Annotated in this window: 15 protein-coding genes; 7 read left to right on the forward strand and 8 right to left on the reverse strand. The window is 66.2% G+C overall.

The features are described from left to right. Positions 1 to 2: 2 nt before the first annotated feature. On the reverse strand, positions 3 to 710 hold the full coding sequence (locus BSZ14_RS07890) for an arylesterase (RefSeq protein ID WP_241823688.1): 708 nt from the start codon (positions 708 to 710) through the stop codon (positions 3 to 5). Between the two features lie 48 nt (positions 711 to 758). Here BSZ14_RS07890 and BSZ14_RS07895 point away from each other — a divergent pair, with 48 nt between their 5' ends. Continuing rightward, positions 759 to 1,418: an ABC transporter ATP-binding protein gene (locus BSZ14_RS07895; RefSeq protein WP_241823689.1), complete on the forward strand. Its 660-nt coding sequence runs from the start codon at positions 759 to 761 to the stop codon at positions 1,416 to 1,418. Further along, positions 1,415 to 3,910, forward strand: a complete 2,496-nt coding sequence (locus BSZ14_RS07900) for an ABC transporter permease (protein WP_042489103.1) — start codon at positions 1,415 to 1,417, stop codon at positions 3,908 to 3,910. The genes BSZ14_RS07895 and BSZ14_RS07900 overlap by 4 nt, the downstream gene beginning before the upstream one ends. Before the next feature lie 3 nt (positions 3,911 to 3,913). On the opposite strand, the gene BSZ14_RS07905 is transcribed toward BSZ14_RS07900, so the two are convergent. From BSZ14_RS07905 to BSZ14_RS07915, 3 genes are all read right to left on the reverse strand, one after another. After that, the gene (locus BSZ14_RS07905) at positions 3,914 to 4,411 is read right to left on the reverse strand and encodes a DUF427 domain-containing protein (RefSeq protein WP_042489100.1); all 498 of its coding nucleotides are present in this window, start codon (positions 4,409 to 4,411) and stop codon (positions 3,914 to 3,916) included. 59 nt (positions 4,412 to 4,470) lie between these two features. Then, positions 4,471 to 7,488 carry a glycosyl hydrolase family 28-related protein gene (locus tag BSZ14_RS07910; RefSeq protein WP_076710507.1) on the reverse strand — a complete coding sequence of 1,006 codons (3,018 nt, stop codon included), beginning with the start codon at positions 7,486 to 7,488 and terminating at the stop codon, positions 4,471 to 4,473. A gap of 64 nt (positions 7,489 to 7,552) precedes the next feature. Then, positions 7,553 to 7,810 (reverse strand): helix-turn-helix domain-containing protein, encoded by a 258-nt coding sequence (locus tag BSZ14_RS07915; protein WP_042489371.1) that lies wholly within the window; start codon positions 7,808 to 7,810, stop codon positions 7,553 to 7,555. Positions 7,811 to 8,096: 286 nt separating this feature from the next. Between BSZ14_RS07915 and BSZ14_RS20245 the strand changes: the two genes are divergently transcribed. The 3 genes from BSZ14_RS20245 to BSZ14_RS07925 are packed head-to-tail and all read left to right on the forward strand — an operon-like array spanning position 8,097 to position 10,139. After that, positions 8,097 to 8,843: a GntT/GntP/DsdX family permease gene (locus BSZ14_RS20245; protein ID WP_338012077.1), complete on the forward strand. Its 747-nt coding sequence runs from the start codon at positions 8,097 to 8,099 to the stop codon at positions 8,841 to 8,843. Then, entirely contained in the window at positions 8,822 to 9,448 is a 627-nt protein-coding gene (locus tag BSZ14_RS20250) for a GntP family permease (protein ID WP_338012078.1), read from the forward strand. The genes BSZ14_RS20245 and BSZ14_RS20250 overlap by 22 nt, the downstream gene beginning before the upstream one ends. A 13-nt stretch (positions 9,449 to 9,461) precedes the next feature. After that, on the forward strand, positions 9,462 to 10,139 hold the full coding sequence (locus BSZ14_RS07925; RefSeq protein WP_076710508.1) for a FadR/GntR family transcriptional regulator: 678 nt from the start codon (positions 9,462 to 9,464) through the stop codon (positions 10,137 to 10,139). A 5-nt stretch (positions 10,140 to 10,144) separates the two neighbouring features. On the opposite strand, the gene BSZ14_RS07930 is transcribed toward BSZ14_RS07925, so the two are convergent. Then, positions 10,145 to 10,684 carry a gluconokinase gene (locus tag BSZ14_RS07930; protein ID WP_338012079.1) on the reverse strand — a complete coding sequence of 180 codons (540 nt, stop codon included), beginning with the start codon at positions 10,682 to 10,684 and terminating at the stop codon, positions 10,145 to 10,147. Between the two features lie 146 nt (positions 10,685 to 10,830). On the opposite strand from BSZ14_RS07930, the gene BSZ14_RS07935 reads away from it, so the two are divergent. Both BSZ14_RS07935 and BSZ14_RS07940 read left to right on the forward strand, forming a co-directional pair. Beyond that, positions 10,831 to 13,872 (forward strand): glycosyl hydrolase family 28-related protein, encoded by a 3,042-nt coding sequence (locus BSZ14_RS07935; protein ID WP_076710536.1) that lies wholly within the window; start codon positions 10,831 to 10,833, stop codon positions 13,870 to 13,872. A 125-nt stretch (positions 13,873 to 13,997) separates the two neighbouring features. Beyond that, a complete protein-coding gene (locus BSZ14_RS07940) occupies positions 13,998 to 16,973 on the forward strand; it encodes a TonB-dependent receptor plug domain-containing protein (RefSeq protein WP_076710509.1) in 2,976 nt (991 codons plus the stop codon). A gap of 61 nt (positions 16,974 to 17,034) precedes the next feature. On the opposite strand, the gene BSZ14_RS07945 is transcribed toward BSZ14_RS07940, so the two are convergent. From BSZ14_RS07945 to BSZ14_RS07955, 3 genes are all read right to left on the reverse strand, one after another. After that, complete coding sequence (locus BSZ14_RS07945; protein WP_083748163.1) at positions 17,035 to 19,965, reverse strand: TonB-dependent receptor plug domain-containing protein; 2,931 nt, start codon at positions 19,963 to 19,965, stop codon at positions 17,035 to 17,037. 387 nt (positions 19,966 to 20,352) lie between these two features. Continuing rightward, complete coding sequence (locus BSZ14_RS07950; RefSeq protein ID WP_076710510.1) at positions 20,353 to 22,404, reverse strand: putative bifunctional diguanylate cyclase/phosphodiesterase; 2,052 nt, start codon at positions 22,402 to 22,404, stop codon at positions 20,353 to 20,355. Beyond that, positions 22,401 to 22,913 carry a GAF domain-containing protein gene (locus BSZ14_RS07955; RefSeq protein WP_076710511.1) on the reverse strand — a complete coding sequence of 171 codons (513 nt, stop codon included), beginning with the start codon at positions 22,911 to 22,913 and terminating at the stop codon, positions 22,401 to 22,403. The genes BSZ14_RS07950 and BSZ14_RS07955 overlap by 4 nt, the downstream gene beginning before the upstream one ends. Positions 22,914 to 22,968: the final 55 nt, after the last annotated feature.

Genomic DNA, 22,968 nt, shown 5'->3' on the forward strand with positions numbered 1-22,968 from the left:
CGTCAATCGACGAGCTGCTTCGCCACCAGCGGTGCCACGCGATCGGCGATGCGCGAGACGCCGGTCGCATTGGGATGGACCCCGTCGCCCAGCATCAACTGACGCTGCCCCAATACGCCCTGAAGGATGAACGGGTCGAGCGCAGCTTTATGCTGGCGCGCAAGATCGGGCCATATCGTATTGAACCTGTTGCCGAACTCAGGCCCTAGATTGGGCGGCGCCATCATGCCGGTCAGGATCACCGGAATGCCGCGACGGTCCAGTTCGTCCAGCATCGCCGCCATATTCGCGCGCGTCTCGGCCGGATCGACCTGTCGCAACACGTCATTGCCGCCAAGGCCCAGCATGACCAGGTCGGGCTTGGCCTTCATCCGATCCAGCATATAGACGAGCCGCCGCCGCCCATCGGCGCTGGTATCGCCCGACACACCGGCATTCACCACCGTCGCATCGATGCCCTGCCCGCGCAGCCGCGCCTGGATCGCGTCGGGCAGGCTCTGCCCGCGCTGGAGTCCGTAACCCGCATAGAGGCTGTCCCCAAAAGCCAGCACGACCCGCTTCGGTCCCGACACCGGCACGTTGGGCGACGCCGCCGGAGTGGGCGCGGGCGCAGCGGCATTGGCCGCAGGCAGTGGTTCGTCGCCCTGGTTGTCGCAGGCTGACAGCAGTACGGCGACTTGGAGAAGCGCGGCCCCGGCCACATATGGCATTTTCATCATCTCTGGCGTGGAACCCCCGCAACTATGGTCGCAGGCAATATGGTCATCCGGGCCACGGATGTAAGGCTGACGCTGGGCGGGGCCGCGCCGGTCGAAATCCTGAAGGGTATCGACCTGGAGGTGGCGGATGGCGAGAGCCTGGCGCTGCTCGGCGCGTCGGGGTCGGGCAAATCCTCGCTGATGGCCGTGCTATCCGGGCTGGAGCGCGCGACCTCGGGGCGTGTCGAGGTGGCGGGCGCCGATTTCGGAGCGTTGGACGAAGACGGGCTGGCCATCGCGCGGCGCGGCCGGATCGGGATCGTCCTCCAGGCCTTCCACCTCCTGCCCACGATGACCGCGCGCGAGAATGTCGCAGTGCCGATGGAACTGGCCGGGGAAACCGATGCCTTTGCGCGTGCCGAAGCCGAACTGGCAGCGGTCGGACTGGCGCATCGACTGGACCATTATCCCGCCCAGCTGTCGGGCGGTGAGCAGCAGCGGGTTGCCATTGCTCGCGCGCTCGGCCCACGCCCCCGGATCGTCTTTGCCGACGAACCGACCGGCAATCTCGACGGCGCCACAGGCGCACGCGTGATGGACCTGCTGTTCGATCGCCGCGCCGCAACCGGCGCGACCCTGGTCGTCATTACCCATGACCCTTCACTCGCACGACGCTGCGACCGGGTGATCGAACTTGCCGATGGCCGGATCGTCGCATGAGCGATTGGCCTTTGGCGTGGAGGCTCGCCCGGCGGGAGCTATCTGTTCGCTTCCGGGGGTTGCGGCTGTTGCTGCTCTGCCTGTTCCTGGGCGTCGGCGCGCTTGCGGCGATCGGCAGCCTGGGCGAGGCGATCGGCGGCGAACTGGCGGCGCGGGGACGGGTGCTGCTGGGCGGTGATCTGGAATTGTCGGTGTCGCAGCGTCGGGCCGAGCCGCCCGAGCTGGCGGCGATGCAGGCGGTCGGGCGCGTCTCGGAAACCCAGCGCATGCAGTCGATGGCGGTCACGGTGACCGGAGCGACCGCGCCCGTCCAGTTGAAGGCCGTCGACGCGGCCTATCCGCTCTATGGACGAATGACCCTGACCGACGGGCAGGTCGTCCGAGCGCCGAACGACCAAACCGTTTGGATCGGGCGCGGTCTCGCCGAGCGGCTGGCGGTCGCCAAGGGTGATCGCTTGCGCTTCGGAACGGCAAATTTCCGGGTCGGCGGGATCATCGCGGACGAGCCGGACCGTCTGGGCGAAGGGTTCACCTTGGGGCCGGTGGCCATCGTGTCACGCGGCGGGCTGAACCGGACCGGGCTGATCCAGCCTGGCAGCCTGTACGAAAGCAAATATCGGCTCGCCACGGTCAATGATCCGTCGCGGATCGCCAAGGCGTTCGAGCAGCGTTTTGCGACGGCCGGTTGGGAAACCCGGACCCGCGACCGCGCCTCGCCCGGTGCCAGCCGCTTCGTCGCGCGCATGGCGGAGTTCCTGACTTTGGTCGGGCTGGCCGCGCTGGTGATCTCAGGGATCGGGGTCGGCAATGGCGTCAGCTCCTATCTGGATGCGCGGCGCACGACAATTGCGATGCTGAAGGTTCTTGGCGCGACATCCGGTTTGGTGGCGAAGGTCTATCTGCTGCAGGTGCTGGCGGTCGCCGGGGTCGGCATTCTGCTCGGCCTGGTCGCGGGGATCGTGGCGGTGCCGCTGGTCGGGATCGCGGTTGGAGCCGTGTTGCCGATAGCCCCCGGGCTGACCCTCGCGCCGGGACCGCTGGCGCTGGCAGCGGCCTATGGCCTGTTGATCGCACTGGCCTTTTGCGCGCGGCCGCTGGTCGCGGCGGGGCGGGTTCCGGCTGCCGCCCTGCTGCGCGGCGTTCTGGACCCGCGCTCCGGTGGAGAATGGCGCGGAATCTTCTGGGGTGCGGCGGCGGGCCTTCCCGTCGTGGCGCTGGCCCTGTCGACCACCGGCCGCCCGGCCTTTGCCGCCGCCTTTCTCGGTGCGACCGCCGGGACCCTGACGGTACTGGTCGCAATCGGCCTGGCGGTCCGCACCATCGCCCGGCGGCTTCCCCGTCCGCGCCGTCCGCTGCCGCGACTGGCGCTCACCGCGCTCTATCGCCCCGGTTCGCGGACGGTATCGCTCGTCGTCGCACTCGGGCTGGGCCTGACCCTGTTCGTGCTGCTCGCCAGCATCCGCACCAGCATCGACGGCAATATCCGCCGATCCGTCCCGGCCCGAGCGCCTGCGTTGTTCGCCCTCGACGTACCGCCCGAGCGGGAAGCCGAATTTCGCAGGACGATCATGTCGGTCGCCCCTACGGCTCGCATTTCCACCGTCCCGCTGATGCGTGGCACGATCACCGCCTATGGCGCGACCCGCGTCGCCGATCTCCAGTCGATCCCCGATGGCGCATGGGCGCTGCGGGGGGAGCGCGGGCTGACCTTCGCCGCGACGCTGCCCCCCGGCAGTTCGCTGACCGCCGGGCGGTGGTGGGACGGAGCGGAGCAACGTCAGAGCCTGGTGTCGATCGACGAACGGCTGGCCAAAGCGCTGGACCTGCGGATCGGCGACCTGCTGACGATCTCGGTCCTGGGTCTGGAGCGCACGGCACGGATCGCCTCGTTCCGGCGGATTGCCTGGGACACGCTGGGTTTCAACTTCGTGATGGTCTTTTCACCCGGTGCATTGCAGGACGTGCCGCACAATCTGGCCGCGACCATCGACATGCCTGCCGCGCAAGGCTCTGCCGTGACGCGTGCCCTGCTGCCCCGTTTTCCGTCTACCTCGGTCGTCGAAGTCGGCGGCGTCTTGAAGCAGATCCAGGACGTCGTCGGGCAGATGGCCACCGCCATCACCGTCGCAGCCGGGATCGCGGTGCTGGCGGGGATCGCGGTGCTGCTCGGCGCGATTGCGGCGGCGCGGGCGGCGCGGACCTATGATGCGGTCATGCTGAAGGTGCTGGGCGCGACACGCGCACAGGTGCTGGCGATGCAGGCAATCGAATATGCGCTGCTGGCGGCCATTGTGGGGACGGTTGCGCTGATACTGGGCGCAGGCGGCGGGTGGTTCGTCGTCACGCGCATCTTCGAATTCGAATGGCTGCCCGACTGGGGCATCATCCTGGCCACGCTGACGACCGGTGCGGCCGTGACGGTGGGGATTGGTGTCGCCGGAACCTTGCCGGTGCTGCGGGCGAGGCCTTCGGCGGCCCTCAGGGCGCTGTAAGAGCTACCAGCCCATGCTGCCCGGCACGCCCTTGAAGGGGCCTGCCAGATCGGCCGTAATCCAGCCGCCATAGAAACCGCCCGGCTGTGGCCTGACCTGCTCCCCATCGACCGTGCAATGGTCGAACGGCCCCGCGTAAAAGGCGAGGTGATCGCGCAGGATCGCAAAGCCCGGCATAGGGTTAGGGTAGCTCCACGCGACATCACGGAGCACCGTCTCTCCGAGAGTGACATGCCAGTAGATCGCCTCGCCCTTCCATTCGCAAAAAGACCGGCGATCCGACCGCCTGAGCACGCCCTGATTGATATCGGCAGGCGGCAGATACCAGCTGGGCGGATGGCTGGTCTCCAGCGTCCGGACGGCCGCGCGGGTGTCGGCGATCACGATACCCCGATGCGCGATCCGGACATGGCGCGGGCTTGGCTCGGCGATGGCAGGGCGCGGATAGGTCCAGACGCTTTCCTGACCGGGGCCGACGGGATCGGATTGAGGCTTTGTCATGCCACGATAACGTGCCGCAAGACGTCCGGCTCCTCAACAAACGGATCGGCTCCGCCTCCCTATAGCGCAGCGGCGTAGAGGCCGTGATGGGTCAGGATGAACAGCCGCCCCGGCTCCCCTTTGCCCAGCACCAGTTGCAGCGGCCGTTCGGGCATGTCGATCCGGCGTAACAGCGAACCGTCGGGATTGTAGACAAAGACCTGTCCGTTCGCGACATACAGCCTGCCTGTCGCATCGCGCACCGCGCTCTCGCCCCCACGCTCCGCCAGCACCCGCAGATCGGTGACGCGGCCGCCCTCGCCGACCCGTCCGGCGTAGGTCCGGTTCTCCGAGCCGTTGGTCAGCACCACTTCGCCGCCAACCGGCGCATCCGTCAGGCCATAGGCGTCGAGCGTATCCGACCAGCGCCAGCCCTGATGATCGTCCGGCCCCTGGTTCCAGACGCGAAAAGCGGGCAGCACCACCGATCCGTCGGGCGACACATATTCCTGCGCCTTGGTTTCACGCAGCTTGGCGGCGAACATCTCGGCCATGGTCGGATAGCGATAGCTTATGGGATCGATCCGGTCGGCGAACTCGCCATTCTCCCAGACATTGACGGGAAGCAGCGTCCGCGCCCCCGAATGCGCCTGGGCCGGGGTCGGCGCGATCACGGTCACGGCCGCCGGAGCGGTGGGGTCGATGCTGTACACGGTTCCATTCCGCCCAGCCGACGACAGGACGAGCAGGCGGCCCGAGCGATCGACCGCAAGATTGACCGCGTCGAGGGGCGCATCGGCGACGATGTTCAGCCCTTTCGCCTCCGACCAGCTATAGATGCGCTGGAAAAAGCGGTCGATGAAATAGAGCGTGCCCGCCCTATCCACCGCACCCCCGGCGATCGAATAAAAGCCGTCCGCCAGCTTGCTGACGCCCGGCGACACCGGAACTCCCGTAGCCGTCGCCGCGCTGGTCGGTGCAGGCGGCACGTCGAGGCGGGCTAATTCCCGCTCGCGCACTTCCGTCCGGCGGGTCATGTCCCTGATCGCATTCTCGAACGGGTATTTGCTAGCCCGGACAAAGGTGCCGCAGCCCTTGGCGTCACAACTCGCAAAGCCGCTCTCGGCATTCACATGGACATTGCGAAAGCGGATGTCGCCGGAGTCGTACAGCTTGACCGCCGCATCCATCGGCTTGACCGTGCGGGTGACGCGATAGCCGTGATAATTGGCGAACAGGATGTTGCGGCTGTGACGGAACTCGGTCGAGACGGCATTGACGCCGTCGCGCACCTCCTGCTCGGTCTGCGGGGCGAGGAATTCCCAGTTGGCGACATGATCGAGCACGATCTCGGCGCGGTAATGATGCTCGGCCGATAGCTGATAGACATGGCCCGGCGTGGTCGTATTCGAGACATAGAACCCGGCCGAGGCCAGCGTGTTGGGCGACCAGAGCGCGTTGAACGTACCGCCGCCGCCGTCCGTCACCCAGATGCTGGGATGCTGCCCGTCGAACCGCGCGCGCGGGTCGCCAAAGCCGATCGGGCTGCCCGGCGTCAGCAGCGTGCCGCCGCCGCCCTGGATCTTGACGTCATCGACCAGCGAAGCCTCGCCCGCCTTCCACAGCAAGGCGGTGGCGCGCGGATTGACCCCGCCGGTCCAAAGTCCGACGCCCGAGACGATCCCCGCCCCGCCCTTCGCGCTTTCGATCAACGCCTTGGCCGAGCCGACCCCACGATAGCCGGGCACGTCGTCGGCCAGATAGATGTGGGTCAGACTGGGATGCAGCGCGATCAGCACCGTGTCGGGGCGCAGCCGCAGCGTGTCGCTCACCCGGTAACGCCCTATCGGCAGATAGAGGACGCGGTGCGTGTCGATTGCGCGTTGCAGCGCGGCGGTGTCGTCGGTGGCATCGTCGCCCTTCACCCCCAGATCGCGGACATTCGCCCAGGCGGCGACCGGCGGCAGCGCAGGAATGGCGGGCTTGGGTCGAGCCGGTATGCGGGCGAGCGGGGTCATCTTCACATCCGTCGCGAAGTCGCCCATCCGTCCCAGCGCCTGGACCTTCAGACCATAGCCGAAATCGGCGACGCGGTAGCGTGGCCCCTGGCCCGCGACCACCCGCCCGCTATCGCGGAACCGCGCGAAGACGGGCGTGGCGATGCCGATCGCATCGTCAAAGCCGATCTGGGTGAACACGCTCTTTTCCGATGAGATGAGGACACCCGCGTCGCGGACATTCTCGAACCGCACCTGCTTGCCCCAGAGCGAGTCCGAATAGCCCCGGTCGATCTCGATCCCGACCGGCGTGTCGCGAATCGCGACGTTGACCAAGGTCAGGTCGACCTCATGCTCGCGGATCGCCGCCTCTCGCTGGCCAGTGAAGTCGCTGTCGATCAACGTGAACTGCCAGGCGGGCGACGTCTTCTCGGTAACGATACCATATCGGCCACCGAAAAAGCGCAGGTTCTGGGCGGCGTTTCCCGCCTGATAGACACCGGCAAAGCCCGACCCGATGTGGAAATCCACATGCCGGATATAGCCATGCTGGGCGACGCGGAACCGCACCCCGACCGCCCCCGCATTGCCCTCTCCGATACGGAAATCGACATTGGCGAGCGCGGAATAGAAGGTGGAGGAGGTGGCGTCGTACAGCGTCGGATCGAAGGGCACGGTCGTCGGCACCGGCACGGGCGGCTTGCCCGAGCGATACTGGTCATCGCCCGCAAAGGTCATCATCGCGGCGATGCCCGATCCGAAGCCCGGCGTGGCGTCGGCCAGCACGATCTCGGGCCGGGTCGGACCGACCCCGAACAGGCGAACGCCCGACCGCACGATGATCGTCCGGCTGATCCGGTATCGCCCCGAGGGCAGGAAGACGATGCCGCCATGGCCGCCCTTCGCCGCCTGGTCGATCCCTTGCTGAATCGCGGCACTGTCATCGGCCCGGCCATCGCCCACGCCACGAATGGTGATCGCGCGCGGATCGGCCGGGGCGGTGCGATAGAGGGAGGTCGAGGGCGGGGCTGCGGCGGGGGCCGCCATCACGGGTGCAGCGGCCATCACCCCCGCTGCGCTCAGCAGCCAGTTCGTCTTCATTGCCCTCTCCTTTTTATCGCTGGCCCCAGCGTAGCGGCGCGACGACCGGCGTCGCCAACATGGATCAGGCGTGGAGACTGAGCGCCTGCGCCGCGATCGCGACCTGCGTCCGATTGCGGACGTTCAGCTTGCGCATCAGCGCGGTCATGTGCGCCTTCACCGTGGCCTCGGTGATGCCCAGGTCGAACGCGATCTGCTTGTTCAGCATCCCCGAATGGACGCCGCGCAGCACCTTCATCTGTGTCGGTGTCAGCCGTGCCAGCGGCAGCGCTTCGGCGCTTGCGCTCAGCGATTGGCAGGCGGTCGGACGTATCCCTTCCATCGTCATCCTCCACTATGCGGCCCGGTTGGGCCAAAGGCTGTCGGTCGTATGCGCCGACATGATCCCACGTCCTCTTTAACCCGCTCCATGTGAATTCGGTTGGACAGGTTTTCATCATGCGCCCCCCGATTGCCTCCGATCAAGCCCTTTCCTATTGCCCACGCCCAAAAACCTGTCCTACAGATTGCGGGAGAAGTCCGGCAGGCGAAAACGCCGCCATGGATCATGGAGGGGTGTCGATGCGCGATCCGCAGAGCTTGAACCAGATGACGCGCGGAGCCCGCCCGTGACCGGCGAGGATATCCGCCTGATCGCCTCGGCGCTGGCGGGAATCCTGCTCGCCGTCCTGATGATCGTGAAGGGGCGGCTGCATCCCTTCATCGGCCTGCTCTGCGGTGCCTTCACGGTAGGACTGCTCGCAGGGCTGCCGCTCGCCGACATCGCCAAGGCGGTGCAGAAGGGCGTGGGCGATATCGTCGGCGGAACCGGCCTGGTCGTAGCACTCGGCCTGTCGCTGGGAGCGATGCTGCACCTGTCCGGCGCGGCGGCGGCACTGGCGCAGAGCGCGCTGCGGCTGACCGGCGCGCGGGCGGCCCCCTGGGCGACGCTGGGCATCGCGATCCTGATCGGCCTGCCACTATTCTTCGAGACGGGCCTTGTCCTGCTGCTGCCGATCGTCGTGGCGGCGGCGGAGGCGATGAACACGCCGGACGGCGAAGCGCGCGATGCCACGAAGCTGCGCCTCATCATGCCCGCCCTCGCGGGGCTGGGCGTCGTCCATGCGCTGGTGCCGCCGCATCCCGGCCCGCTGCTGGCCGTCGAGGCGCTGGGGGCCAATCTGGGCCGGACGATGCTCTACGGCATCCTCATCGCCATCCCGACCGCGATCATCGCGGGGCCGGTGCTGGCACGGATCGTCACGCCGGGCGTCCGCCTTGCGCCGCCGGTCATCGGCGACCACCGGCTGGACATCGCGGTGCCGGGACGCGGCGCGGCGCGGCGCTGTTCATCGTGCTGCTGCCGGTCCTGCTGATCGCGACGGGGGAACTGGGCCAGCTTTCCGCAGGCTTGAAAGGCGCAACGTGGCTGGTCGCGGCGAGCAATCCGGTCATCGCGCTGCTCGTCACCAACCTGTTCGCCCTGCCCCTGCTGTTCGGGCGGCGCCTGCGCGAGGCGAAGATCCAGGACGCGGTGTGGCATGAGACGATGGGCGCGGCAGGCGCGATCCTGCTGGCGATCGGGGCGGGCGGCGCGCTGAAGCAGGTGTTGGTGAGCGCGGGGCTGTCGGACCTGCTCGCCCGGCTCGTCACCATGTACGCCATTTCGCCGCTGCTTCTCGGCTGGCTGGTCGCGGTCGGCATCAGGCTCGCCGCGGGGTCGGCGACGGTCGCGACGATCACGGCCGTCGGCATCATGCCGGGGGTGGTCGCCGGGTCAGGCGTATCCCCCGAATTGGTTGTTCTTGCCATCGGCGCAGGCTCGGTATTTTTCAGCCACGTCAATGACCCGGGCTTCTGGCTGGTCAAAAGCTATGTCGGCACCAGCACCGCCGACACCTTCAGGACCTGGTCGATGCTGGAGACGGTGATCTCGGTCGTCGGCCTGGCCCTGGTGATGGTCCTGAGCCATTTCGTCTGAAGCGGGGGCAGTGATGAACGAAGGGCGGCTGGCGGACCGGGCCTATACGGCGATCGTCCGCATCATCAACGACGAGGGGCTGGCGATCGGTGACCGCCTGCCTTCCGAGGCCCGGTTGGCCGAGACGTTCGGCATGTCACGGACCATTGTGCGCGAGGCGCTGGCCCGGCTTGCGTCGGACGGGATCACCGAGGCGCGGCGGGGGGCGGGTTCTTTCGTAAAGCGCCGCCCGTCCGAACGGCTCGGCACCCATATGCCGATGGACGAGCTGGCCAAGACGTTGGGCACCTATGAGGTTCGCTTCGTCCTGGAGGCGGAAACCGCGCGTCTGGCTGCGCTGCGCCGGTCGAGCGAGCAGATGGACGTCATCGAGCAGGCGCTCGCCGCGTTGCGCGCCGCGCTCCTGTCCGATGCGCCCGCGCATGACGAGGATTGGGTGCTCCACCGTGCGATCGTCGAGGCGACCGGCAATTCGGCGTTCATCCCGGTCTTCGACCATTTGAAGGACGAGGTGATGCACATCCTGCGCGCCGGGGTCGACATCTCGCGCTCGCGCCCGCCCGAGGTGATCGGCGCGATGATGGACGAGCATGACGCCATCGTCGAGGCGATCCGTGGCCGCGACCCCGATGGTGCGGCGCTGGCAATGCGCTGGCATTTGTCGCAGGGGCGCAAGCGGCTGATGCCGTGAGCGGGTCAGCGGCCCTCCACCCAGGCGAGCGTCTGCGCCACCAGCGTTTCGGGCGGCTGCCGCGCATCCAGCGTCAGCGCGCATTCGTCCGCCGTTGGTCGTTCCAGCGTCGCCAGCTGGCTATCGAGCAGGCTGGTCGGCATATAGTGATCCTTGCGCCCGCTCATCCGCTTTGCGATTTCCTGCGCATCGGTGTCGAGGAACACGAAGAACAGCGGCACGCCCGCCGCCGTCCGCAATCGCTCGCGATATACCCGGCGGAGCGCGGAACAGGCGGCGATCACGGTCCCGCCCTCCCGTGCCGCCTCGCCGATGGCGCGACCCAGCCGGTCGAGCCACGGCCAGCGATCCGCATCGGTCAACGGATGGCCGTTACGCATCTTGGCGACATTCTCGGCCGAGTGAAACGCATCGCCCTCCAGCATCGGGCAACCCAGTTGCGCCCCCAGACGCTCCGACAGCGTAGTCTTCCCGGTGCCGCTGACGCCCATCACCACGATGCCATAAGCGCGTCCGCCTGCGTCACTGCCGTCTGTCGCCTTCACCCGCATCCCTTATCGCTCGTGCCCGTTCGGCCTTCGCTATCGCGCCTGGGGCGACAAAGGCCATTACGACCTTTGTCGCAGTCGTACCGACGCGCCGCCTTGCCTATCCCAATGGCCCTGCCCCCGATCCGTTCCGCCTGATGAGGATGACCGTCATGACGCGCCCGCTTTCCCTTGCCGTTCTGGCGCTGCTCGCCGGGACCGCCGCGTCGCCCGTCTGGGCTGACCGCCCCGCCTCGGTCTTCACCCGCGCGCCTGCCGATCCGCGCGCGGTGACGGTGCAGGCGCGCGGCGACGGGCGGAGCGACGATGGCGCGGCGATCCAGCAGGCGATCGACCGGGTAGCCAGCCAGGGCGGCGGTGGGATCGTCTTCCTGCCGTCGGGCCGATATCGACTGACCCGCACCCTGTATATGCGGCCGGGCGTCCGCCTGTTCGGCGTGGGCAGGACGCGCCCCGTCTTCGTCCTCGCCCCCGCCACGCCGGGGTTCCAGCAGGGCATCGGCACCATGGTCTTCTTCACCGGCACGCTGCCCCCCGAGGCGGGCAGGGAAGCCCCTCCGGTTCCCGTGCCGCCGCCGACCAGCGTCCCCTTCGACAAGAGTATCGCCGATGCCAATTCGGGCACTTTCTACTCGGCGATGGCCAATGTCGATTTCGAGATAGGCGCAGGCAATCCCGCCGCCACCGCGGTCCGCTTCCACACCGCCCAGCACAGCTATCTGGCCCATATCGACTTCCGCCTGGGCGACGCGCTGGCGGGCATCTATCAGGTCGGCAATCTGGGGCAGGACCTGCACTTCCATGGCGGGCGCTATGGCATATTGACCGAAAAGCCCTCCCCCGCCTGGTCCTATACGCTGCTCGACTCCAGCTTCGACGGACAGCGCGACGCGGCCATCCGCGAGCATGAGGCCGGGCTGACGCTGGTCAACACGGTGATCCGCAATGTGCCGGTCGGGATCGAGATCGACCGGGGCTATGGCGACTGGTTCTGGGGCAAAAAGGTCCGGTTCGAGCGGGTCGCACGTGCAGGCATCGTCATCAGCAACGAGGACAATGCCTATACCCAGATCGGCTTTCAGGACGCGACCGCCAGCGACACCCCGGTCTTCGCCTGGTTCCGCGACAGCGGACGGACGATCACCGGGCCTGCGCGGCGCTACCGGATGCGGGACTTTTCCTATGGCCTGGCGGTGCCATCACTGGGGCAGACGGGACGTTTTGCGACCAGGGCGGATGCGGTGCCGCTGTCCCCATCGGTATCTCGCAAGGATCCCGCCATCCGCGCCCTGCCGCCGGTCGAGCAATGGACCAATGTTCGGGACCTCGGCGTGAAGGGCGATAACGCGACCGACGACACCGCCGTGTTGCAAAAAGCCATCGACACGCACCGTGTCCTCTATTTCCCCGCCGGTTTCTACCGGGTCAGCGACAGCTTGCGCCTGCGCCCCGACAGCGTGCTGATCGGCCTGCACCCCAGCCTGACCCAGATCGTCCTGACCGACGACAGCCCGGCCTTTCGCGGCGTCGGCAGCGCGAAGGGACTGATCGAGAGCGCCAACGGGGGCGACGCCATCGTCTCCGGCCTCGGTCTGGCGGCGGGCGGGCGCAACCCGCGCGCGACCGCTTTGCTCTGGCGCGCGGGTGAAGGCTCGCTGGTCGATGACGTCAAGTTTCAGGGCGGACACGGCACCTTCCGCGCCGATGGCAGCCGCTTCGATCCCTATAACGCCGATCACACCGGCGATCCCGATCCGAAGCAACGCTGGGACGGCCATTATCCCAGCCTGTGGGTGACGGACGGCGGCGGCGGTACGTTCAACGGGTTGTGGACGCCCGATACCTATGCTTCGGCGGGCATGCTGGTGTCGAACACCGAGACGCCCGGCCATGTCTATCAAATCTCCGCCGAGCATCACCGCCGCGCCGAGATCGTGCTCGACAGCGTCGCGCATTGGGAGTTCCTCGCCCCCCAGACCGAGGAGGAGGCGGGCGAGAGCCGCGATGCCGTCGCCTTCGAGGTCCGCAATGTGCGAGACGTCCTGTTCGCCAATCTCCACGCCTACCGCGTCACCCGTTCGCTCCAGCCTGCGCGCGCGGCAATCGCGCTGTACGGCCAAAACGACATCCGTTTCCGCAACGTCCATGTGAATGCGGAGAGCGGCTTTGCCACCTGTCAGGCGGATGGCTGCGGCACCTATCTGCGCGCCAGCAAATATCCGTATGAGAACGCCGTTCGCGACATGACCCGAGGCGCGGAGGTTCGCGAGCGAGAGTTCGCGACGCTGGACGTCACCCCCGCCGCCCTGCCCGCCCCCTCGCCCAGCCTGACGCCGGTCCGGCGGCTGGCCGATGGCTTCTACTCGTTGGGGGGCGGCGCAGTCGATGCCACCGGCAAGCTCTATTTCGTCGACCGCTATTTCCAGCGTATCCATGGCTGGAGCGAGGCGGAGGGCCTGTCGGTCGTGTCCGACGCGCCGCTCGACCCCGTGAACCTGGCGGTCGACGGGTCGGGCAAGCTGCTGGTGCTGTCCTCGGCCGGGCCTGCTGCGACGGTCTATAGCATCGATCCCAAGGCCCCCGCCGCCGTGACGCCCCTTTCGCAGACCGGCACGACACCGCCGAACGCGCGGGTCGTCCTGCCCGGCAGCCTATGGGTCAATGGCGAGTTCCGCGATCAATACGACCCCGCGACCGGGCAGTTCACCACCCTGGCCGAGATGTTCGCACGCGGCATCGGCCAGCCCAAGGCCGCGTCCTATGTGTCCCCCGATGGCAGCATCGCCCTGCCCGCCTTTCGCGTGTGGCAGCAGGGGCCGACCGACCATCGCGGCTGGCGCTTTTCGGACACGCTCGACACCTATGGCCTGATCGCCGCGCAGCCAGGCACCCGTATCGCCATCGCCAACGGATCGGAGGATCGTACCTATACCGGGCTGGTCGGCGCGGACGGCGCCGTCACCGAGCTGAAACTCTTTGCCCATCGCGGCGGCGAGAGCGTTGTCACGGGCGCGGACGGGCGGGTCTATGTCGCGAACGGGCAGGTTTTCGTCTATGACGCGGGCGGGACGGAACTCGGCCGGATCGATGTGCCCGAGCGCCCCCTGCAACTGGCCTTCGGCGGGGTCGATGGGCGAACCCTGTTCATCCTGACCCATCACGGACTTTACGCCGCACAACCCTGAGCCACCCAGGATACCGACTATGGTCGTAGATGCCGCCCCTTCGTCCCTGCGGTAAAGCGGGTGGGAGACGGAGGGGCCAGCGATCGCCGGCTCATGCTCCGCAGGTAGAGTGAGGGGATGGAGTGATGAGCATCGGCAATCGGCGCAGCCGCGCCTCGTGGAAATCCGGTAACGCTACCAGTGCCGCAGCCGTGGCTCTGGCACTGATGGCCAGCCCCGCGCTGGCCGCGCCGGTTCAACAGACCCCGGTCCCCGATCCGGCGGCCGCCCCGCAGGAAGCTGCGGCCAGCGAGCGTGATATCGTCGTCACCGGCACGCGTATCACCGCCAACGGCTATAACGCCCCCACGCCAACCACGGTCATCGGCGAAGAGCAGATTCAGGCCAACGCCCAGCCCAACATCTTCAACACCGTCGCCCAGCTGCCGTCCTTGCAGGGATCGACGGGCGCGACGACGGGCACCTTCAGCACGTCGAGCGGACAACAAGGCCTCAGCTCCTTCTCGCTGCGTGGCCTCGGCACCATCCGCACCCTGACGCTGCTCGACGGCCAGCGGGTCGTGGGCGCGAACGTCACCGGCGTTCCCGATATCAGCCAGTTTCCGCAATTGCTGATCAAGCGGGTCGATGTCGTGACCGGCGGCGCCTCGGCCTCCTGGGGTTCGGACGCGGTCGGCGGCGTCATCAATTTCATCACCGACACCCGCTTCACCGGCTTCAAGGGCAATCTCCAGACCGGCGTCACCACCTATGGCGACAATGGCCAGGTGCTGGCACAGGCCGCCTTCGGCAAGGCACTGGCGGGCGACCGGCTGCACATCATCGTCAGCGGCGAATATGCCAAGGACCAGGGTGTCGGACCAGGCAATTTCGGCGAGGATCTGGCGGGTAGCCGCGACTGGTATCGCGCCTCGACGCTGGTCGATACAGGCATCCGCAACGGCAGCACGCCGCAATTCCTGTACCGCGACCATGGCCAGGCCTATCAATATACCAAATACGGCCTGATCAGCGCCGGACCGCTCCAGGGCATCGCGTTCGACGCCAACGGCAATCCCTTCCCCTTCCAATACGGGTCGAACGGCGTTCCCGCCAAGAATGCGGCGGGCAACGTCATCGGATGCTATGTGGGTTTCTGCGTCGGCGGCGACCAGTCCGGCCATGTCGGCTCGGGCACCTCGCTGCAATCGGCGCTGGAGCGGGTCAACGGCTATACCCGTATCGGCTATGACATCGCGCCCGACATGGAGCTGTATGTCACCGCCAATATCGCGCAGGTGAAGACCAGCAACCAGCCCAACCCGGGGGCGGCCAAAACCGGCCTGACCATCCAGTGTTCCAACCCCTATCTGCCACAATCCATCCAGCAGCAATGCGCCGCCAACGGGATCACCCAGTTCAGCTATGGCCTGAGCAACGCGATCCTGCCGAACATCAAGGTCAGCACCGATCGCCGCCAATATCGTTTCGTCGGCGGCCTGAAGGGCAAGGCCGATGTGTTCGGCGGCAGCTGGACCTATGACGTCTATTACGAACATGGCATCAACGTCACCGACATCGATGTCGACAATATCAGCCTGACCGGCCGCTATAACGAGGCGATCAACGCGACGACGCTGAACGGCCAGATCGTCTGCGCCAATGCCGCCGCCCGGGCCAGCGGGTGCCAGCCGATCAATATCTTCGGCGGTGCCACGCCATCGGCCGCAGCCTTGGCCTATATAACCCCCGCCAACGGCCCGTTCCAGCATACCCGCCAGACCCAGGACGCGGCGGCGGGCAGCATCTCGGGCAATCTGATCGACCTGTGGGCCGGGCCGCTGTCGATCGCGACCGGCGTCGAGTATCGCCGCGAGGCATACCGCGTGAACGCCGATCCTTATGGCGCGGGCGTATCGGCGATCAGCCCCAACTCGGCCGCCTATCCCGCCGACCCGTTTCTGAATTCGGCGACCGGCAGCAACTGGTATGCGGGCAACTACAAGAACGGCTCGGGCAAGTACGACGTCTATGAGAGCTTCCTCGAACTGAACCTGCCGCTCATCAATTCCGAAAGCCTGGGCCGCGCCAACCTCAGCGCGGCGGGCCGCGCCACCCATTATTCGACCTCGGGCGCGGTCTATGCGTGGAAGCTTGGCGGCACCTGGGACACGCCGCTCGACGGCTTCCGCCTGCGTGCCGTAACCTCACGCGACGTACGTGCGCCGAACCTGTCCGAGCTGTTCGCCGCGCCCACCACGACGACGGTGCCCAACTTCACCGATCCGTTCCGCAACACCCAGGTCCTGATCATCCAGAACTCACTGGGCAATCCCAACCTCCGCCCCGAAATGGCACGCAGCACCGAGGCGGGCGTGGTCCTGTCGCGGCCGAGCTGGGCACCGGGGCTCAGCCTGTCCTTCGACTATTACACGATCAAGGTGAACGACGTCGTCTCCAGCCTGTCGGCGGCGCAGATCGTCAATCTTTGCTTCCAGGGCAATACCGAGACGTGCGGCGCCTTCAACCTTCAGAACACGGCCGGGCCGAACTTCGTCAATGTCCAGGCCTTCAATCTCGCTTCGATCAAGACCAGCGGCTTCGATATCGAGGGCAGCTATCAGTGGCGCAACCCGATGGGGCTGAACGGCAATCTGACGCTGCGCGCGCTGGCGACCCACGTCATCAAATTCGTGACCGATCCCGGCCTGCCCGGCACGATCCCGATCGACAGCGCAGGTGCCAATTCGGGGGCGACCCCAAGCTGGAAGTGGCTGGCGATCCAGAATTACGACACCGATAAATTCAGCCTGCTGGTTCAGGAACGCTGGTTCAGCGACGGCGTATTCGGCAACCAGTATGTCGTCTGCTCGACCAGCTGCCCGGTCTCGACCGGCAACAACCCGACGATCGACCGCAACTTCATGAAGGGTGCCTTCTATGTCGATATCGGCGGCTCGCTGAACGTCACGTCGGCGGTCAGCATGTTCTTCAAGGTCGACAATCTGCTGGACCGCGATCCCGAGCCTTCGCCGCAGACCAATACCGGCCTCGACGTCAATCCGGCGCTGTACGACACGCTGGGCCGCTCCTACCGGATCGGCCTGCGCGCCAAATTCTGATATGGAAAGGGGTGGATTTCGCCCTGCCGAAATCCACCCCTTTCGTTCCGCCATGAGGAGATCAGAGCTTCAGGCTGATACCCGCAAAGAAGGTCCGGCCCAGCGCATCATAGACGTTGGGGAAGGTATTGCCCGAATTAGACCCGGCGCTACCGGCCACGCCACCCACGACGGGCGGATTGACGTTGAACAGATTGCTGACGCCTAGGCGGAACGTGTACTGCTTGTTCACGTCGAAGCTGACATTGGTGTCGAAGAAGGAATAGGACGGAATACGGCTGACCAGGATCGGCGTGCCCGGATCCGCGCTCACCGGTCCGATATAGCGCCAGCGGCCCTGGATCGAGACATCGCCCAGATCGAGGGTGGCCGATGCCTGATGTTTCCAGCGCGGGATCGGGTTGATCGACACCGCCGCACAGCTGTTACCGAACTTGCCCGCACAGTTGATCGGGCTCGCCTGCGCCCCCAGGTTGAAGGTGTAGCGGTCGACATAGGTGCCCGCCATCGCCAGTGTCAGGCTGGTCTCGCCGGGCAGCTTGAAGCGATAATCGGCCGACACGTCGATGCCGCTGGTCTGCAGCGTGGCGACGTTGATCAACTGCTCGGTGACGCCCGGGAACTGGCCGTTCGCATTGGGTGAACCCGTCAACTGGCCGGAGATGTTGTTGCGGACGATCAGCGAGCAATAGGCCGAGATATTGTTGTTGAAGCACTGGTTCACGATGTCCTGCGAACCGTCCGAGGCGATATAGTTGTTCACCTTCATCCGATAATAGTCGACCGTGACGTTCAGGCCCAGGGCGAATCGTGGAGAGAACACCGCCCCCACCGTCAGCGTATTGGCGGTTTCCGGCCGCAGCGCTGGATTACCGCCCGCGTTGATATTGGTCTGGCCAGAGGTCACGTCCTGGATGATGCCCGAATTGACGAGGTTGGCGGGGGCACCTTGCGCGATGCACTTGGCCGCCAAGGCCGCATTGCCCTGCGGAGCGCCGCGCGCGCACGGATCCGTCGACAGCACGTCGGTCCCCGCCTGGGTGATCGGTCTGTTCAGCTCGGCAATGTTGGGGTCACGCGTCGCCCGGTTGAAGATCGCCCGGAAGCGCACGCCCTCGACCGGACTCCAGTCGCCGCCCAGCTTGTAGGTGACGGCGTCCAGCGTGTTGCGGCCCGCCACCGTGTTGTTGGTATAGGCCGAGTAACGCACGCCGCCTTCGAAGTTCAGCGCGCGGACGAAGGGCCGGTCGGTGACCAGCGGCATCTGCAACTCGCCGTAGACTTCCTTGACGTTGAACGACGCGTTGGGGACGGCCGTGCCCTGCCCGTAATAGATCAGGTTGCCCGAGCCGTAATTGGCATCGACCGACTGGCTGCCCGTCTCGCGGCGATACTCCGCGCCCAGCGCGACCGCCGCCGGCTTGTCGGCCAGCGGGCTTTGCAGAAAGTTCAGGTCACCCGACAGGCTGCCGCCGGTGACGAACTGGGTATAACGATTGTCCTGCGATCCGTTGGCGGTGATGAACGACAGCGCCGCCGCCGAGATCGGTTGTGACGTGAACAGGTTGACGGGGACGCAGCCATTGCGGGGATCGACGCAGACGGGAGTGCCGTTCGCCCCCACCGTCGCGTTGATGGCTTGCGCGGTCCGGTTATAGTCTAGGTCGTTCAGCAGCGCCTCATGCCGCTTGGCCAGGCCATATTGCGCAAAGACATCGTAATGGAAGCTGTCGGCGAAATCGCCGCGCAGACCCGCGATCCCGAAATAGGTGTCGTTGGTGAATTCCTGAATACGGCCGCCCGTCTCCGTCACGCGGCGACGGATGCCGACATTGGCGGTGCCGTCGGCGTTCAGATTGGTGGGATCGCCAAAGATCAGCGCGGAGTTGGTCGCGTTGAGGAACGGATTGCTGGGCGAGATTGCGAAGTTGAAGCCGCCCGTCGCCGTCGGCGCCAGGATCGCGGTGACGTCGCTGCGCGTATAGCTGCCGCGTGCATAGAATTCCGCGGCATCGGAGAATTTGTAGCTGCCCAGCGCCGTCACATTGTACCGCTCCAGCGGCACTTGCAGATAATTGGCCGGGTTGAAATTATAGGGGCTGTAATAGGGCACGAAATTGTCCGTGCCGCCCGGCTGGCTGCCGTCGTTGATCTGGTAGCGGCCGGACTTGATGTCGATGACCGTCGGCGTGGCGTTGCTCGACCCGGTCGGCTTCAGATTGCCGTCGAGGCTTTGCGCCGAATAGGCGCGCGCCGACTGATAGACGCCGTTCCGCTTGGTGTACTGACCCGCAATGACAATGTGCCCGGCATCGTCGTTGCCGAACTTCACGCCCGCCGCCAGGCCTGCGTTATATTGGGCGGCGTCGCCATGCCCGGTGACCTGCGAACTGGCATCGGCACGCACGCCCTCCAGCTTGTCGTTGAGCACGAAGTTCACCACGCCCGAAATGGCATCGGCGCCGTACACCGCCGAAGCGCCGCCCGTCAGCACATCGACGCGCTTGATGAGGACGGTCGGGATCGCGTTGATGTCCACCGCGCCGCCGATATCCGACGGCACCATGCGACGGCCGTTCACCAGCACCAGTGTCCGCTGCGAACCCAGGCCGCGCAGATCGACCGTGGCGGTGCCACCATTGCCGTTGTTCGTCGTGCCGCTGGCGGCGGGTACGAACTGCGGCGAGGACGACAGATAGGCCTCGGCGGTGACGGTATTGGTCGCCTTCAGCTCACCCGCGCTGATCGTCGCGACGGGGCTGCTGCTCTGGAGGTCGGGACGCTGGATGCGCGACCCGGTGACGACGATATCGCCTGTCGGCGCCGGGGTGGCGGCAGCCGAGCTGTTGTCCGTCGCCTTACCCTGTACGGCCTGGGCCGACGCCGCCGTCGCGAAACTCGCCATGCCAAGCCCCAAACCGAGCAGCGTCAGGTTCTGAAGGGCGGTCCCGATATGCAACCGGCGACGGGCAGGCATGGAATTCTTGATCATGACGCGTCCTCATTCTGCTGGGGACCGGGGCCATCCGATCCTCAAGCCAAAACTTTCGCCCCTGCCCCTTCACGAGGGCCGAGAGCGTGGCGTCATAAAATCGACACACCGAAACGCTGTAAATTTACGGAAATTTCATGTTGATCTATCTGGTAGAATGTGACCGAGAAAGCACATCCACCTACCCTATAAGCAACAACGGATTAGGAAGTACTGAGAAGACGGCAATTATGTTTCTTTTGTTGGATGAAATGGACGTCATCATTCTTTCATTGCGGCTGTTCGAATGCGAGAGAGCCGCAATATCGCCTCGCACCTTACTACATATGTTCATATTCCGTCCGCTTCATGGGCACGGCCTGCCCCTGTCTCGCTGGCGCCGGACGGTCACGCCACCGCTTCGACCCCCACGATCCGGGGTCGGAGGCTCGCGACCCGTCGAACATGCTCGGGATCGGCCAGCGTGCGCGAGGGCCTGCCGATCAGATAGCCCTGGACCGCGGCACAGCCCTCCCGGGTCACGATGGCCAGTTGGGCAGGCTCCTCCACCCCCTCGGCCAATACCGGCATGTTGAGCGTCGCCCCCAGCGCCGCGACGGACCGCAGGATCGACACCGCCTGCTCGTCATGCTCGATCTCGGAGACGAAGGACGCATCGAGCTTGATCCGGTCGAAGGGAAAGGAGCGCAGCACCTCCAGCGAGGAATAGCCCACTCCGAAATCGTCCAGCGCGATGGCGATGCCCATCGCCTTCAGGGCCTTCAACTGCTCGAGCGCGAAATGCTTGTCGTGAATGATCGCGCTCTCGGTCAGCTCCAGCGTCAGTCGCTCGGGCGGCAGGCCGCTGTCCGCAAGGGCCGAGCGCACCGTCTCGACCAGCTGCTTTTCAGCCAGATGCATCGGCGACAGGTTGACCGAGACGGGCTGCGGATCGGCCCAGCCCGCCGCCTCGCAACAGGCCCGCCGAAGCACCCAGTTGCTCAGCGGCACGATGTCGCCGCTCTTTTCGGCAAGCGGGATGAACCGGTTCGGCGGTATCATGCCCCGGACGGGGTGGTTCCAGCGGATCAGCGCCTCATAGCCGCAGATCTCGCCCGACGGGATGGCCGACTGTACCTGATAATGAAGCTCGAACGCGTCGGCATCCAGCGCATGGCGGAGATCGGCGATCAACTCGCGCCGCTCGCGCACGGCATCGTCCATATGCGCGTCGTAGAAGCACGGTTCCTTGGAGTGCGCCGACTTCGCCCGGTACATGGCCAGATCGGCCTTGGCGAGCAGCGCATCGGCATCGGTTCCGTCCCGTATGGCCAGCGCGACCCCGATATTGGCGCCGATCGACGCGGTAAACCGGTCGAACAGGAACGGCGCTTCGGACGCCGCGGTCAGCCGGCCCAGAAAATCCTCAAGCTCGGCCGGATCGTCATACGAGACGACGGCCGAGAACTCGTCACCGCCCAGCCGCGCGATGCGCTCGCCGGGCCGCAGGATGGACGAGAAGCGCGCTGCCAGCGCCGCCAGCAGCTGGTCGCCCGCCTGGTGGCCATAGGTATCGTTGACCACCTTGAAGCGCGACAGGTCCATCATGACCACCGCCATGCGCTGATAACCGCCCCGGATGCCGAAACGGGCCTCGAGATCCTCGATGAAGCTGATCCGGTTGGGCAGGTCGGTCAGGCTGTCGTGCAGGGCCATGTGACGCAGGCGGCGATAGGTTTCCGACTGGGTATGCCCGTCGATCAGGGCGCTGATCGCCGCGCATCCGACGATGATGAGCGTGGCGACCGTCGTCGTGGTCGCCAGCGTCGCCATGGTCATGCCCGACAGGCCCTGGCCGAGTTTCAGGACGGTGATCTTCATCGCCGTCATGCCGGTGAAGTGGAGTGCCGCGACGGCAAGGCTGAGCCATGCCACCGCCGTCTTGTTCCGCCAACGCCCCCGCCCGGCCAGGACGTGGAAGGCCATGGCGGACAGACCGCTCGACAACAGGATCGAGGCCACGACATAGGGCCAGTTCCGGGTGACGATGCCGTCGACCCGGTACGCCGCCATGCCGATATAATGCATGACCGAGATGCCAGTGCCGATCACGGCCCCGCCGACCGCCCCCGACCAGCGCCGCCGCCCGGCGGCCAAGGCCAGTCCCGGAACGGCGATCACGATCACCGCCAACAGGGACAGGAGCGTCAGGATCGGATCCAAAATGACGGGCGCGGTCGTCCGAAACGCCATCATCGCGACAAAATGAGTCGCCCAGACCATCGTGCCCGCACCGACCGCGCCCAGCACGACCCAGCCAGAGCGGCGATAGCCCCGTGAGGCCCGGACGCGGCTGAACAGCTGGACGGTCGCGAGCGACCCCGTAACGCAGATCAGCAGCGCCAGCGCGACGAAGCGCAGGTCATGCTGCTGCGTCAGGCACAGGACCACATCGATCACGCGGCGCCCTCCGTCTGGAGCAGGTCCGCCCGGCTTTCCAGGGCGACCGCCGCCTGCCGGGCCAGCGCGATGAGATAGGCTTTCTGATCCGACGAAGCGGGGCCTCGGCGCTGCGTGTCGAAGACGCACAGCGCACCGACATCGATATCCCCGGCGACGCGCAAGGGCACACCGATATAATAGCGAACGAACGGCGCGGCGTTGATGGCTGGCAGTTCGGCCACGCGCGGATCGCTGCACGGGTCGCAGATCTCCAGCACGCCGGGATTGTCGAGCGCGAAGGTACAGAAGCTGCGGTGGCGCGGGTTGCACACGATATCCAGGCCACGGGCCGCCTTGAACCATTGCTGATCGCCATGGATCAGGGACAGGAGCGCGATCGGGGCATTGAAGGATATCGCAGCCCGCTCGACGAAACGGTCGAAGCCGGGCTCGCGCGACGATTCCAGAATGTTCAACGCATGTACGGCGCTGGTGCGTCGCCTTTCCCGGAACAGGGTCTTGAGCATCGTCTCTCTTCAATATTGAGTGCCCATTTTGGTCGCACCCGAACCTTTAAAACTT

Source organism: Sphingomonas sp. Sph1(2015), from assembly GCF_001970915.1.
GTDB lineage: Bacteria > Pseudomonadota > Alphaproteobacteria > Sphingomonadales > Sphingomonadaceae > Sphingomonas > Sphingomonas parapaucimobilis.